The sequence below is a fragment of the Acinetobacter sp. S54 genome (assembly GCF_016624945.1).
In the GTDB taxonomy this organism is placed as follows: Bacteria; Pseudomonadota; Gammaproteobacteria; order Pseudomonadales; family Moraxellaceae; genus Acinetobacter.
The window spans coordinates 1-14,017 of sequence record NZ_JACVUI010000008.1 but is presented as its reverse complement, the minus strand read 5'-3'; the positions used below and the strand labels follow the sequence as shown (position 1 = coordinate 14,017).

At 36.3% G+C, this 14,017-nt stretch carries 11 protein-coding genes and 1 pseudogene; 5 read left to right on the top strand and 7 right to left on the bottom strand.

Going from position 1 to position 14,017, the window contains the following annotated elements:
* Positions 1-178: 178 nt before the first annotated feature.
* The 3 genes from ribA (at position 179) to IAE20_RS11775 (ending at position 2,252) form a co-directional block, all read left to right on the top strand.
* A complete protein-coding gene (ribA, locus tag IAE20_RS11785) occupies positions 179-781 on the top strand; it encodes a GTP cyclohydrolase II (RefSeq protein WP_200482384.1) in 603 nt (200 codons plus the stop codon).
* A gap of 129 nt (positions 782-910) precedes the next feature.
* Entirely contained in the window at positions 911-1,849 is a 939-nt protein-coding gene (gene hemF, locus IAE20_RS11780; protein WP_200482397.1) for an oxygen-dependent coproporphyrinogen oxidase, read from the top strand.
* A gap of 196 nt (positions 1,850-2,045) precedes the next feature.
* Positions 2,046-2,252, top strand: coding sequence for a hypothetical protein (locus tag IAE20_RS11775; RefSeq protein ID WP_200461243.1), 207 nt, complete (start codon positions 2,046-2,048; stop codon positions 2,250-2,252).
* Between the two features lie 141 nt (positions 2,253-2,393).
* Here IAE20_RS11775 and IAE20_RS11770 read toward each other — a convergent pair whose 3' ends face one another.
* Positions 2,394-3,833: an OmpA family protein gene (locus IAE20_RS11770; protein WP_200482385.1), complete on the bottom strand. Its 1,440-nt coding sequence runs from the start codon at positions 3,831-3,833 to the stop codon at positions 2,394-2,396.
* 247 nt (positions 3,834-4,080) lie between these two features.
* Between IAE20_RS11770 and aroE the strand changes: the two genes are divergently transcribed.
* A complete protein-coding gene (gene aroE / locus IAE20_RS11765) occupies positions 4,081-4,869 on the top strand; it encodes a shikimate dehydrogenase (RefSeq protein ID WP_200482386.1) in 789 nt (262 codons plus the stop codon).
* A gap of 49 nt (positions 4,870-4,918) precedes the next feature.
* Here the strand turns inward: aroE and IAE20_RS11760 are convergent, their stop codons facing one another.
* Positions 4,919-7,228, bottom strand: a complete 2,310-nt coding sequence (locus IAE20_RS11760) for a hypothetical protein (protein WP_200482387.1) — start codon at positions 7,226-7,228, stop codon at positions 4,919-4,921.
* A gap of 239 nt (positions 7,229-7,467) precedes the next feature.
* Between IAE20_RS11760 and IAE20_RS11755 the strand changes: the two genes are divergently transcribed.
* Complete coding sequence (locus IAE20_RS11755; protein WP_200482388.1) at positions 7,468-9,291, top strand: acyl-CoA dehydrogenase C-terminal domain-containing protein; 1,824 nt, start codon at positions 7,468-7,470, stop codon at positions 9,289-9,291.
* A 568-nt stretch (positions 9,292-9,859) separates the two neighbouring features.
* Here IAE20_RS11755 and IAE20_RS16895 read toward each other — a convergent pair.
* From IAE20_RS16895 to IAE20_RS11730, 5 genes and pseudogenes are all read right to left on the bottom strand, one after another.
* Entirely contained in the window at positions 9,860-10,039 is a 180-nt protein-coding gene (locus tag IAE20_RS16895) for a hypothetical protein (RefSeq protein ID WP_320159397.1), read from the bottom strand.
* Positions 10,040-10,610: 571 nt separating this feature from the next.
* Positions 10,611-11,123: a hypothetical protein gene (locus tag IAE20_RS11745; protein ID WP_200482389.1), complete on the bottom strand. Its 513-nt coding sequence runs from the start codon at positions 11,121-11,123 to the stop codon at positions 10,611-10,613.
* Positions 11,124-11,253: 130 nt separating this feature from the next.
* Positions 11,254-11,958 carry a hypothetical protein gene (locus IAE20_RS11740; RefSeq protein ID WP_200482390.1) on the bottom strand — a complete coding sequence of 235 codons (705 nt, stop codon included), beginning with the start codon at positions 11,956-11,958 and terminating at the stop codon, positions 11,254-11,256.
* The gene (locus IAE20_RS11735; RefSeq protein ID WP_200482391.1) at positions 11,955-13,610 is read right to left on the bottom strand and encodes a glycoside hydrolase family 19 protein; all 1,656 of its coding nucleotides are present in this window, start codon (positions 13,608-13,610) and stop codon (positions 11,955-11,957) included. Before IAE20_RS11735 ends, IAE20_RS11740 begins: the two co-directional genes overlap by 4 nt.
* Positions 13,610-14,017 (bottom strand): annotated as a pseudogene (locus tag IAE20_RS11730) (type VI secretion system tip protein VgrG); the annotation flags it as partial. The pseudogene IAE20_RS11730 and the gene IAE20_RS11735, both read right to left, overlap by 1 nt.

Genomic DNA, 14,017 nt, shown 5'->3' with positions numbered 1-14,017 from the left:
GGATTTTCCCTGCGGCGTGGTTGGCTAGATTATCCAGAATAATCTTACTGTTTATCAACTATTATCGTGTGCATTATACAAAAAAGAAATTATTATGCATAAATTCAGCAGTTCAATTCTACCAATATATAACCAGTACGCTATACTTTAGCCGTTTTCCTGATGAGATATGTAATTAGTGGCTATCGAATTTGTCGCAACTTCAAAACTCCCGACCAAGTTTGGTGACTTCAATATTTCTGTGTTTCAAGATCCTGAAACGGGTGAAGAACATGTCGCATTATCTAAAGGTTTAGAAACTACGCCCAACGAACCCGTATTGGTTCGTATTCATTCAGAATGTCTGACAGGTGATGCGTTTGGTTCATTGAAGTGCGATTGCGGCCCGCAGTTGCAGGCCACCCAGCAGTTGATCAATGATACAGGTAAAGGCGTCATTTTATATTTGCGTCAGGAAGGTCGCGGCATTGGGTTGACCAATAAAATTCGTGCCTATGCCTTGCAGGATCAGGGGCACGACACCGTAGATGCAAATCTTTTATTAAATCTTCCAGCCGATGCACGTCATTATGATATGTGCACGATTATGCTGGACCATTTACAAGTCAGAGAAGTTAAACTGGTCACGAATAATCCACTCAAATTAAAAGCCTTAACTGATTTAGGAATTAATGTGGTTGAGCGCGTTCCACTGACCGTTGGTCGTAACCCGTTTAATGAACATTATTTAAAAACTAAACGTGAACGGATGGATCACCTCTATAAAAAAGATGATTTCTAATCTCACGCCATAATTACATTTGAATCAAAAAGGATTTTATTAAAACGCTTAATAAAATCCTTTTTTTACTTATCCTGGTTATTTCTTTATGCTTAATTTAAAGAAAATAAGATTATTTTGAGGCTCATGATGCAGCATCCAACTTCGACTGATATCCAACGAGTACGTGAATTTTTACTCGATCTACAAGTACGCATTTGTGCCGCTTTAGAGCAACAAGAGCACAAAGGCGGTGGTGCTGCACAATTTATGATTGATGACTGGAAACGACCAGAAGGTGGAGGAGGACGTTCTCGTGTTCTGCAAAATGGGGAAATCATTGAGAAAGGTGGAGTCATGTTTTCACACATTGATATCCGCCAACTCCCCGCCTCTGCTACGCAACGTCATCCAAATATTGCGGGAGCGAAAGCGCAGGCATTAGGTGTGTCACTGGTCATCCACCCCAAAAACCCTAATATTCCTACTTCACATGCAAATGTTCGTTTATTTGTCGCAGAACCCGAAGGTCAGGAACCGATCTGGTGGTTTGGAGGTGGTTTTGATTTGACCCCATTTTATCCAGATGACGAAGACATTAAACATTGGCATCAAACAGCTTTTGATTTATGTCAACCTTTTGGGGAACACGTCTATGCAGAACATAAAAAATGGTGTGATGATTATTTTTATTTGAAGCATCGCGATGAACAGCGTGGTGTGGGCGGTTTATTTTTTGATGATCTCAACCAATGGGAGTTTGAAACCTGTTTTAATTATATAAAAGCAGTCGCAAATGGTTATCTCGAAGCCATCATCCCAATTTTTGAAAAACATCGCGAACAGCCTTATACAGAGGCACAACGTGAGTTTCAGTTATATCGACGTGGCCGCTATGTCGAATACAACCTCGTATATGATCGTGGCACTTTATTTGGCCTACAAACGGGTGGCCGGATTGAATCAATTCTGGTCAGTCTGCCTAATCTTGCGGCGTGGTCTTATCGTCCAGAGTGGGATGAAGACTCGATAGAGAAGCAACTTACTGATTATTATCTAAAACCGCATGATTGGTTAAAAGAACTGTAATATTCACTTGCAAATGAGACTATTTATTATTAAATCGTCTCTTGTATGTTCTGCATTATGCGTTATGCTGCTTCTACATGAAAGCTCATGTCATTACAAAATTGAAAAAAGATACTCACACAGTGAAGCAGCAACTGTTGTCATATTGATTTAATATTGTTTTGATCTAATCTACAAAAGATGTAAAGGTCAGATTATGCTTAATATTATAGAAAACCACCGTATGTTGGTTTTATATAGCTTGATTGCTACACTCGTAGTTTCTTCAGGCATTACTATTGAATATGAGAACATTTATACAGATAGTATCTCTATCTCCGTGACTGTGCTTGCTGCGATTGGTCTATTTTTAGCTGCTGTTATTTTCTTTATTGAAGAAATTGAATCGATTTGTAATCCTTAATTGTATGTAAATGAAATTGTTGCTCCTTAAGTCAGCTCTACCTTTCATTTTTCCAGATATTATTCTTTCTTTATTACAATTCTCTATTAAAAAAAGCCGCCTTATTCAAACGACTTTATCAAACTTCAACTACGTTTTAAATTAAGAGCCAGCCAATTTAAACTCAATCCGGCGATTACGAAATTTGCCCTGTTCAGTTTCATTATCTGCAACTGGGTTTTCAGAACCATAGCCTACTGCTTTTAAGCTAGAGCCATTTACACCTTTTCCAGTCAAATAATCGACCACAGCTTGTGCTCGTTTTTGTGAAAGTACTTTATTGGCTTCAGCATTGCCAGTTGAGTCAGTGTAACCTTCAACATTTAATGAAAGATTCGGTACTTTTTGTAATAATCCCGCAGCATGATCCAACACCGCTTTATTGGCATCGGGAATAGCAGCAGAACCACTGGCAAAATTTATAATCTGCATATTTAAGGCACGTAAAATTTGTTCAGGGTTTGATGATTCATTCAATCCTGACAAAGCCTGCGTACTCGCATTAATACTATTATTGACAGATTGCTCAACATTTAAAGGTGCTGCAGAAACCACATTTAACTCAGGCGCAGCCGCTTTAATTTTATCAATCAAATCTTTTAAGGCGGTTGCATCTGGTGCATTCACAGTAAGTTGATCACCTACCCACTCAATACTGGCATTTGGCACTCCTTTCACCAGATTTAAAATCGTGTCCAGTTTTTCCTGAGCAGGCAACTGTGTTGCATAAGTAGAATCCGTTGCAATATTACAGTTCGCACTTGCACCAAAGACTTTAGCGATACCAGCCTGTAATAAAGAAGCAAGTCCACTATCTCCAACATTTGACTGACAACCCAACACCTGATTGCCTGTACCAGAGGTAAGGCTTAAAGATGCAGGAGCTGTGGCAGCTGGACTTACAGCTTCCGAAGTCGCCGCAGATTCTGCAACTGTATGGGTCTCAGGCGTCTGTTTCTGACAAGAACGCCAAAAAAACAATAGGAGCAATGCCAAAATAATTAAAGCCAACCAAGGCAAAAACTTTTTAAAACCGCCGCCCGTATCTGCTGGAGGTGTTTTTAATGGCTGAGCTGTAGGCGCCGCCGTGTGGAATAAACTACCCAATCCTAAACCCGATAAAATTGGGGCTGCCCAAGCAGGAAGCTGACTCGCAATTTGAGGTAAATAAGAGCCGATATAAGAGACAATATTTCCCTCGCCAACTTCTTCTTTTAATGCTCTAGCACTGAGTGGAATCGCATGATTAAAAAGAGATTCGATCGTCGCAGGCTGTAAACTATGATGTTTTGAAAATGCGTCCAAGATCTCATTCAATACACCTTGATGGTTTCCTAACAACTCCTGCAAGGGTGCCTGACTACCGTGTAATATGCCATTTAATCGATCAGGAAACTTATGAAATAAGGATAAAATAATAGGATAGAACTGTTTGAGTAATGAGGATTTTTTATCTATATCGATCTCGAGTTGGGTCTGATCGACGACAAGTGGTGTCACTCTCTCCGCCAGTAATTCTAGCGGGTTGAAATTTGATGTCATTATTGTTCTCCATTTTTGTTGTGCCACGACTTAAACTTAAATCAGTTATTTATAAGAAGAATTACTAATTTGCGTTTACATTTTGATCATATGATAAAGATTAGGCAATTAGGTGAAACACAAAAACATCATAAAGATACAAACTCATCTAGAAGTCCAATCTCAAAAAAGCCTTGAATACGTGATTTATTTTGCAGCAGTTTTTAGCGTATAGTGATGCCATTTTTGATAGTAATGGATCTTCGCAATGACAGGAAAATTTGCGGTAATTGGCAATCCAATTGAGCAATCCCGTTCTCCAGAATTACATTATGCTTTTGCTGAAAAATTAGGAATTACCCTGAATTATCAAAAACGTCTTGCGCCACTGGATGGCTTTGAAGGAAGTGTGACAGAGTTTTTTGCACAAGGCGGCTCAGGTATGAATGTCACCGTCCCCTTCAAAGAACAAGCGTATGCGATGTGTGACGTTCTAACGGAACGGGCAAAAATTGCTAAAGCAGTCAACACATTATGGCAAAAAAATGGTCAGCTATATGGCGACAATACAGATGGGCAAGGTCTAGTCGATGCTATTCTTGCACTCAATTGGTCACTAAAAGACACCCGTATTTTGATACTTGGCGCTGGGGGTGCAACACGAGGCGTGATTTATCCACTGGTCAAAGCGGGTGCCAGACAGATCACTATTGCAAACCGTACCTTAGCACGTGCAGAACAACTGATCGATGATTTAAAAGGCGCTGTACCAGAAGCTGAACTCAGTATGATAGAGTTAGCAACGTTGTCAGGTGAGTTTGATTTGGTGATTAATGCAACGTCTGCCAGCTTAAGTGGTGAGGCTCTAATTTTACCACCAGAATTAAAATTTCATCATGCTTATGAAATGGCGTATGGCAAACCATCTACATTTATTAAGCAAGCTCAAGCACGTGGTGTACCGACTGCTGAAGGTTTTGGTATGCTGGTCGGGCAGGCTGTAGAATCTTTTGCCATCTGGCATGGCGTTAAACCCGAACTCAAAGAATTTCTATAAATAAAAAAGAAGCTACCGTCTGTTTTTACTGTAGCTTCTTAATTGAAAATTACTGCCCTAATTCAGACAACATTTGACGATAGACTTGCTCGAACAACTTATAATCGATAAATTCCAAATGGTTTTTTGCCAATCCCTGTAAAGATTTTTCGGTCAATTTTTGCTGATGCGCATCTACAAAAAATTGTCCTAAAATTTTAGAGGTCTGAGCAAGCAGCGGGCGACGTGATGAATCTACATCTTCCTGTTTTTCAAAAAGAGACTGGTATTGCACTGCAAACAACTGTTGGGGCTGTTTATATCTTTTCTTGAGTTGCTGCCAATTCTGGCGTTCCCCAGACTTTTTCATTGACTGAATCACGATTTCATCTACAGCAGAGCCCAACTCATTATCAAATTGCTCATCTAACTCTAAATGATGTTTTTTCTGTAACGCCTGAATTTCGCGCAGGGCTTGACCTTGTGGATCATAAACATCTTCATCGGAATACCAATAAGCATAAACATTCGCAATTTCTTTTAGATCCTGAGCTGAATAATGTCTGACATATTCCGGATAATCTGCACTAAATCGAGTCGTGAATACTGCACTAAATGTTTTCTCATAAGAATGAGTCTGGTCATAAACCTGTGCCGCCAATTGTTCAAGTTGCTGGTTAAATGAGAGTGAGGAAGGCGCATTAAGTGCAGAGGATGGGTCATTGCCCAATGACTGAGTGAGACCTCCAACCACTTTTTCCAGAAAAGATCCTTTACTTACTTCACTCAATGGTTTTGCCTGTTTTAACTGCTGGCGACTAATGGGTGTGCCTTTGCCATAATTCGTGATCTGCATATCCATATTAAAATGAACACGACGATTTGTTTGCGGCAGTAAAAGATTCAGATCGTAATCCGCGCTAACCAGACGACCTTGTGCATCCAGCCCCATATCCATAATAAAAGGTGTCCGCGCTGTGAGTGGCGGCAATGTTTGATCAATTTCGGACTGATGTTTAAGCCAAAGGGTTTTAAATGCATACTCATCAATCCATTTATTTTGATCGTAAGTAGCGAATATCGTTTCTAATTTTTTCTGTCGAGCCTGCTGATTCTTTTCACTCGCTTTGGGTTCAGAGAAAACATCAACACCATAATAGTCCTGACAATAGTTGATATCTCCATATACCACAGATTGATGTGAGCTTTGCAAGTCGCTACATTGCTGTTCAGTTAATAATGCGGATTCCTCATTCTGTACTATCTTCTGGTCTTCATGTACTGATGTTATTTCGTCATTATTCTGATCAATTCCTTCATCAGACTGATCTTCTTCAACAGTGGATACGGACTCAGTAACACCCCATTTTTCGGTAACTGATGCATATAATTTCTGACTAGCATCATAAGCTTCTAGCTCAGGCGATAACTTAGCTGTTGTTACTGGAGTTTTTTGTGCCAGTTGCTCTCCTTTTTTCTCTGCCCATTGTTCTAAAGAGTCTTCGTTAAGTCCTAACACCAATCGCGTTAGATATTGTGCATTGACCTTATTATAAAGATCAGCTTGTAACATAAATTCTTCTAGAGTGCTATTTACGCGTATTTTCTCGACAACACCAGCAGCTTGATCTTTCGAATTTAACGGCAATTTCTGGAATTGTTCAGGTCGAGCCAACATATAAGGCACCGCACCCGAGGCTTTGAAATATTCCACGAACTTTTTCATATCAACCTGTTTAAAAAAGTTCTGATACTTGGAAAAGTCAATGTAGGCAAGATTATTCTGATTCTCTCGATTGACCAGATACGGCATAAATGCAAAATAATTGGTATAAAATTTATAGTCTTTAAAATCCACAATCATCGGCAATTTGGCCTGAACCAGCAGCGTAGGTTTTTCATAACGCGCTGTTAAATTCAAAGAGCCCATTCGCTCACGATAATGTACCGATCCATCATAACTAAACTGAACATCATTCAGGATATTAATACCCATATCCATCATTTTTTCGACTCTTCCCAAACGTTCATCATCATTTACATGATCTGTCTGCTGGGCAATCGCACGATACAATTGTTGTTTTTCTTTTTGAGAAAGACGAATTCCTTGTTCACTCAAAGAACGTTCAACTTTTTGTTGCACTTGTGCATCTAGTTTTTGATCAAGTGACTTGTCCTTTGTTGACTCATCAGGCTGAATCGCCACTTTGAATTGGCCATGATAATCATAGCTGGGAGTTTCATAAAGCGCATTTAAACCAGAAATGACACGATTACTACTGTCCTGAGTCGCCGAATTGGTTTTAATGACATGCTGTGTACACCCTGAAACACTTAAACCAAATAAACAATAAGTTAAATATTTTAAACGTACCTTCACGCTTTACACCTTTAATATAGTTATAGTTGAGAGTTTAATATGATTGTTTTCAGTTCAAAACAATGTGCCTGAACTGTAGCAGAAAATGATTACTTTGCTCTAGGCTAAATCTACAAAATTCGCTTTTCTGACATTTTTTTCATAACCGAGTATCAATGTATTTTTAAAGATGAGTAGGAATAATCCCTATCATCGATACAGATAATCCAGAACTATTTTTAAATTTAGGATTAAAAACTATGCCAGCGTATAAAGCCCCGCTCCGTGACATTCGGTTCTTAATGAATGAAGTATTTGATTATGCTTCACACTATAAAACTTTATCGAACGGTGAAAATGCCGATGCAGATACAGTAGATATGATTTTAGAAGGTGCAGCCGATTATTGTGAAAACGTACTTTCTCCATTAAACCAGTCTGGCGATGAAGAAGGTTGCCATTTTGACAATGGTGAAGTTAAAACACCAAAAGGTTTTAAAGAAGCCTACGATCAGTTTGTACAAGGCGGTTGGCAAGGTTTGTCTTATCCAGAGGAATTTGGTGGTCAAGGCTTGCCAATGTCACTGAACCTGATTAAATCTGAAATGATGGGAACTGCGAACTGGTCGTTCACCATGTATCCAGGTTTAAGTATGGGTTGCATGAATACCATCATGCAGTTTGGTACAGATGAGCAAAAAGCCACCTATATGCCTAAACTGGTTGAAGGAACGTGGTCTGGTACCATGTGCCTGACTGAACCACAGTGTGGTACAGATTTAGGCCAAGTTAAAACCAAGGCAGAACCACAAGCCGATGGTACTTATAAAATTTCAGGCACCAAAATCTTTATCTCTGCGGGTGAACACGACTTAACTGACAATATCATCCATATTGTGTTGGCTCGTCTTCCTGATGCCCCTGCAGGTACTCGTGGTATTTCATTGTTTATTGTGCCTAAGTTCATTCCAACTGAAAATGGTGGAGTTGGAGAACGTAATGGTGTGGTCTGTGGTTCAATCGAACACAAAATGGGAATTAAAGCTTCTGCCACAGCAGTTCTTAATTTTGATGGCGCAACAGGTTATCTCATTGGAGAGATTAATAAAGGTTTGCATGCCATGTTTACCTTTATGAATACAGCACGTATTGGGACAGCGGTTCAGGGTATTGCTCATGCTGAATTGTCATTTCAAGGTGCTTTACCTTATGCCAAAGATCGTATGTCTATGCGCGCACTTTCTGGTAAAAAAGATCCAGATAAAGTTGCTGATGCGATTATTCATCATGCAGATGTGCGTCGTATGTTGCTTACCCAAAAAGCGATTGCAGAAGGTGGCCGTTCGATGATTTATCATGCTGCACAGCTTGCAGATAAAATGACGGATGCCTTAATCACTGGGGATCAGGCTAAATTTGAAGATTATGATGATAAACTTGGTTTCTTTACCCCAATTTTAAAAGGTTTCCTGACCGAACTAGGTCTAGAAGCAGCCAATCACGGTATGCAAGTGTACGGTGGCCATGGTTATATTCGCGAATGGGGTATGGAACAAATCGCACGTGATGCACGTATTTCTACCCTTTATGAAGGGACCACGGGTGTACAGGCATTGGATCTGATTGGTCGTAAAGTATTGTTATCATCTAAAGGCAAAGTGGTTCGTGATTATACGGCTGAAATTCTTAAGTTCTGTGGCCGTCATGCCCGTAACAAATACTTGCGCCGTTTTGCGTGGGATTTGACTAAGCTTTGCGCTCAATGGAATACATTGACTGTGCGTATTATGCTTGCTGCACGTAAAGACCGTGATATTGTTTCTTCTGCATCGGTTGATTACTTGATGTTCTCAGGTTACGTAATGATGGCGTATTTCTGGGCACAACAAGCAGTAATTGCATCTGAGAGATTAGAAGCAGGTGACGGCAAAGAAACACCAGAGTTCTACAAAGCTAAAATCAAAGTTGCTGATTTCTACTTCGATCGTTTATTACCACGCACGCAAGGCCATGCTGAGTCAATGGTGACGCCATCTCGTACTTTAACTTCGCTTGATTCTGAACATTTTAGTTTTGATTATTAATTAATCTTTTGAAATTCGAGATTAAAAAACGCAGTTTAGACTGCGTTTTTTATTGAAACTGCGGTTTAATAGGTCCTAGACAATGGCGGGTGTGAGGCGGAGTTTGAATTAAGAACATAAGAAACATAGTCAATCAAACAATAGACTTTTTGCAAAAATCAAAAATTTCTACAGTTATGCATATGAAAAAATTTAAAATTTTTTGTTAGACGAAATTACTGATGCTGTGAGTTTTGTGTAGTAACTCAACTGACGGCTCTAGTCCTCTTTTTTCAAGTCAATTTCTTATCCGCGATTCAGGTTATTTAAAACACTTTGAGGCATTTTTATACTTATCGAATTTTTCCAGAACATTTTTACTCTAAGAACCAATAAATAATTTATTAACAATTATTTAGAGTTTTTTTGCTCATTTCTTTTAGATATATTTTAAAATCATTCTGTAATATATCCTTTGCTTCTTCATTACTTATTAACTTAATAACATATGGTTGATACACAGCATGTAATTCAGTTATCCGAGCTAGAGTCCTTTTATAATGTTTTCTCCACCACATGCTTGTGACAATTAACTATTTGCACTGACAGGTGTAGGAGATTCCACCTTAACTACAGGTGTTTTTTCTTTGTTTTTAGAAGCATCTGAGGTGACTTTCAATGGTGTTGCAGGCTTTTTCTCTTCTTTTTTCTTTGCTGCTGTTGGTGCGACTTGACGATCATAAACTCTAAACTTTTGATTATGGCTCAATCTATCACTAGTAATACTGTTAACTTTTTAATTTCATCAACTTTATTCCCTGTAAATTTTGCAATTAATGGCAAAGTATCGGTTTACTGAACAACAATAATTTTGTTTTTCTCCTGCTGATTTGGTTTTGGAAAGGGACTACATACCAGCAATATCAAGCATAATGATAATGAAAAAGTTTTATTAATAATGCTCATTTAAAAAAAATAATATTTAAGAAAAGGTTCCTTCATGAACATCCCTCTTGATATTTCAATTTATCAAGTGTCCCATATGTAACCTCGGCAACCTTATTCTCAACAATATAAAATTTAACACCATTATTATTATCAAATTGGTGTTGCAAGTAGTATGTATTGTCATCATATGCACTTTTACTAAACTTAAGTCTTTAACCTTAGATTTTAAATCTGCAGCAGTAATTCCCATAAATTCAGATTTTTGATATGTAAATGCTTAAATTATGAATCAGAAAGCTTTTTGAATCGAAATATTTCATACATAGATTATGGAAGTATTATCCTCAGCAGGATTCGGGTTAATTACTAAAATTATGATTTAACTATCTATTTTAATAGTTTTTATCCAGCCATTTTTTTATTGAAGCAATATTTTTGTAATTATAATAAAATTTTCCCTCGGCCATCCCTTCAAAACCTTCTGAATTTTCACCAAATATATTAGTTATATTTTTCAATGAAACCTGATTTTTTGAATTAATTTGATAAAAATTAATTTTGTAAATAGCCCCTTCCATTTGTGGACTACAGCAATAATATACAGAATTAAGAGTTATCAATAAAGGATGTCTGTTTTTCTTTGATTTATAGACACTAACTGCCAAAAGCTGAGGCTCTTCCTTAGCCGCAAAATCAGAATATTCACTCAAAAATTTTATCTTTTTTGAATTCTCTATATAACTTTTTAAATATTTACCATTGCCAGACTCACATGTATAATTATAAAACTTATAGTCATTCTTCTTAAAAACACTCAAAATTATTGTTTCTTTTTTCTCACACTTATCATCTGCAATTAAAATACCAGAGTACATTAATAAAAAAATAATTAATAATTTTTTCATTCTAGTAATAACCTTATTATTTAAAAATCAAAATTTCGCCTTTAAATTATATATTTACTAAAAATAGGAATAATATATTTTTCAACCAACCAGAATATTTTAAATATACAATCACTATTGATTAAATAAATTATTGACAAATGTCTGTATCATCACAAGAAATCCATCCCTTAACTGTTTTATTATTTTTATATTTAACATTTAGCCATCGTGCACTAACTTCTGTAACTTGGAATTTATCCCCCTTCACCAGATAAATTTTATGAATTGGAGAGAAGTTATTACTCTCATTTATAAAAGTTTTTCTTATTACCATGCCATAATTCAAATTCCCACTAAACCAATCATTAAATATTTTTGAAGTTAATTCTCTCTCTAAATCACTTTGTTTAGTGTATGGATATTTATATACTATTTCATTGGTATTCAAATCTAAAATGTCCCCCCCATTACCAAAGTAACTTGACAGTCGACTATTATACCTACACATATCACCCTTAACACAATTGTAAGCATTAATCAAGAAATACTTGTCTGCATAATTAAAATTATCATTTACATCTCTATAGCTTTCATTATATGAAAATGCTATGTACAAAATATTCTTAGCGTAAAAAACATATTCTACTTTAGCATAATCATTAGGCACTTCAATGGAATCTATTTTCTTAAATTTATTTTTACAATCACCAAGATATACATCCAATTTCCCATTATTTTTTTTTGCGTCAACACACTGTAAATTATTTAATCTAAAACTATCTTCTGCATATACATTATAAAATAAAAAGAAAAGAGATATTAAAATTAAAATTCTTTTTATATATAATTTCATTTACACTCACCATATTGTGAAATAAATTTTTTAGCTATTAACTTTTTAGACAATTTTCTTTGATCTAATTTCATTATACCACCATTAACCAAACGTGTTATCGATGTAGTTATCGCATCCGAATCAACCTTTACAGTTTCCTTGGCAGTCAGAATAGGAATACTACCATTTTTCTTATTGCGCCAGAACCAGACACCCGTTTCAATAGCTGCATAGTAATTTTTTTCCAAAAGATCTGGGCTATTTACAATATCTAGTCCTGTTGCCTTTGAACATTCTTCATATTCTGAAAAATGTGTCAAATGCAATAACCCACGTCCTCTATAATCTCTATTAGGATATTTTTCATTGCCATATAAATGAAAACCGTATGCAGCATCATTATCTGTAAGATTATTCCAAATATATTCAAGTTTTTGCTGATGAGAGTATTTACTCATTCCACGTCTTACAAAACCAAGATTAATTGTTGTAGGTGATATTGAATAAATATTTTCAGGTTTTTTAAAAGTCTTTTTAGTATAATTAAGTACTTCTTTTAATTTTGTAAAATCCTGTGTCTCTGCTTCCGCTTGTGCCAATATATTTATTAAATCTCTACAAGTATTTACATCATATTTTTTCATAAAATTAGGTAATTTTAACAATGCATTTTGAAAATCAAATTTTGCTTTCGATGTTATACTTTTTATGAAATTAATATCTATTTGTAATGATTTTCCGCAAGTTTTACACGTAATATTTTCCTGAATTACTTTACTAATTTCTGGATCATCCTGCTTCGTACTACCCTTCGTTATATCGACATCTAAATGTAACTCAACAGGTTTGTTTTTTATTCTTGTTGCCATATACGATTGGGGCTTCAACGGCTTGCCATCAGGTTTATATACAGTAAGCTGATAACTCTGTCCAACGATACCAGTTATACGGATTTTTCCATCTGATGTACTATGGATGTTTTTCTCCTTTGTATTCAGATTAAGAACCTCCACATTTGTCTTTTCGACAATGTAGTCACGTCCATCTCGATCTAAAATTTTAATTGTAGTGATACTTTTAAATCTCTCATAAGATTCATCTAACTTGATTGTGATCGGTTGTTCTGTTCCATTACCTGAATTATCCGAAAATTTAAGTTGAAATTCATCATTAGAAGTCAACACAAGAACTTCTATATCACGATTGGGAGATGATAAAACTTCAACAATGCCATCGTTATTCGTATATTTATCAGGTGAATTTCGTTTGCCCTTAGGTCGCGACTGAACAGGAAAGTTCTTCATAACCTTTCCATTACTGTCTACAATCTTAAAAACTGTACTTACGATTCCTTTGGCGGGCGTAGATTGGCTGACCTGTCTATATTCATCAATTGTTTTAGGTAATTGAACGCTAACTGGATGAGTTAGTGATGAAAAAGCGGAAGAATTGATGGTCTTAAATACAGTAAAATCTTTTTGTTTAGGAGGTCTAGCTAAAATCTCAATAGTGCGATTTGCAGAGGCTTGAAATACAAATACTCCCTGATCATTGGTTTTCTGCATATTGGCTTTTGATGAATTTTTATATCTGGACTGGACTTCAAGATTAATGATATAACGTTCAGATTTATCATAAAATTTAGTTGTAATAGTCACCAGATTACTCATCAATGAAAATCCCCTTCGGTATAAACATCATCACTTTCATCTTCATCGTTAAGGACTTCTTCCAGTAGTTCATCCGTATTTTCTGGATCAGATATTTCCTGCTTTAAATGAATATAATCCGAGTTAAATGCTAATGCTGTAAAGTCTGTTTCCTGTGAAGTATAAAATCGCATAGAACTTAAATTATTATCGATATCAAGCTGGTCTGCTTTTGTTTTTATAAGATTGTTATTTTTCTTATCTAAAATAAAAATTTCTTTTGTTCCTTCTGATCTTATATTCCAATTATAGTTAACTTTATGGCTATAAAGTGTCTTTGCAGTAGGCAAACTATATTTCGGCATAACAACATTTTCCCCACTCTCAAACACACTCTGCCCACTCTTTACCTTGAAGTAGCCACCTGT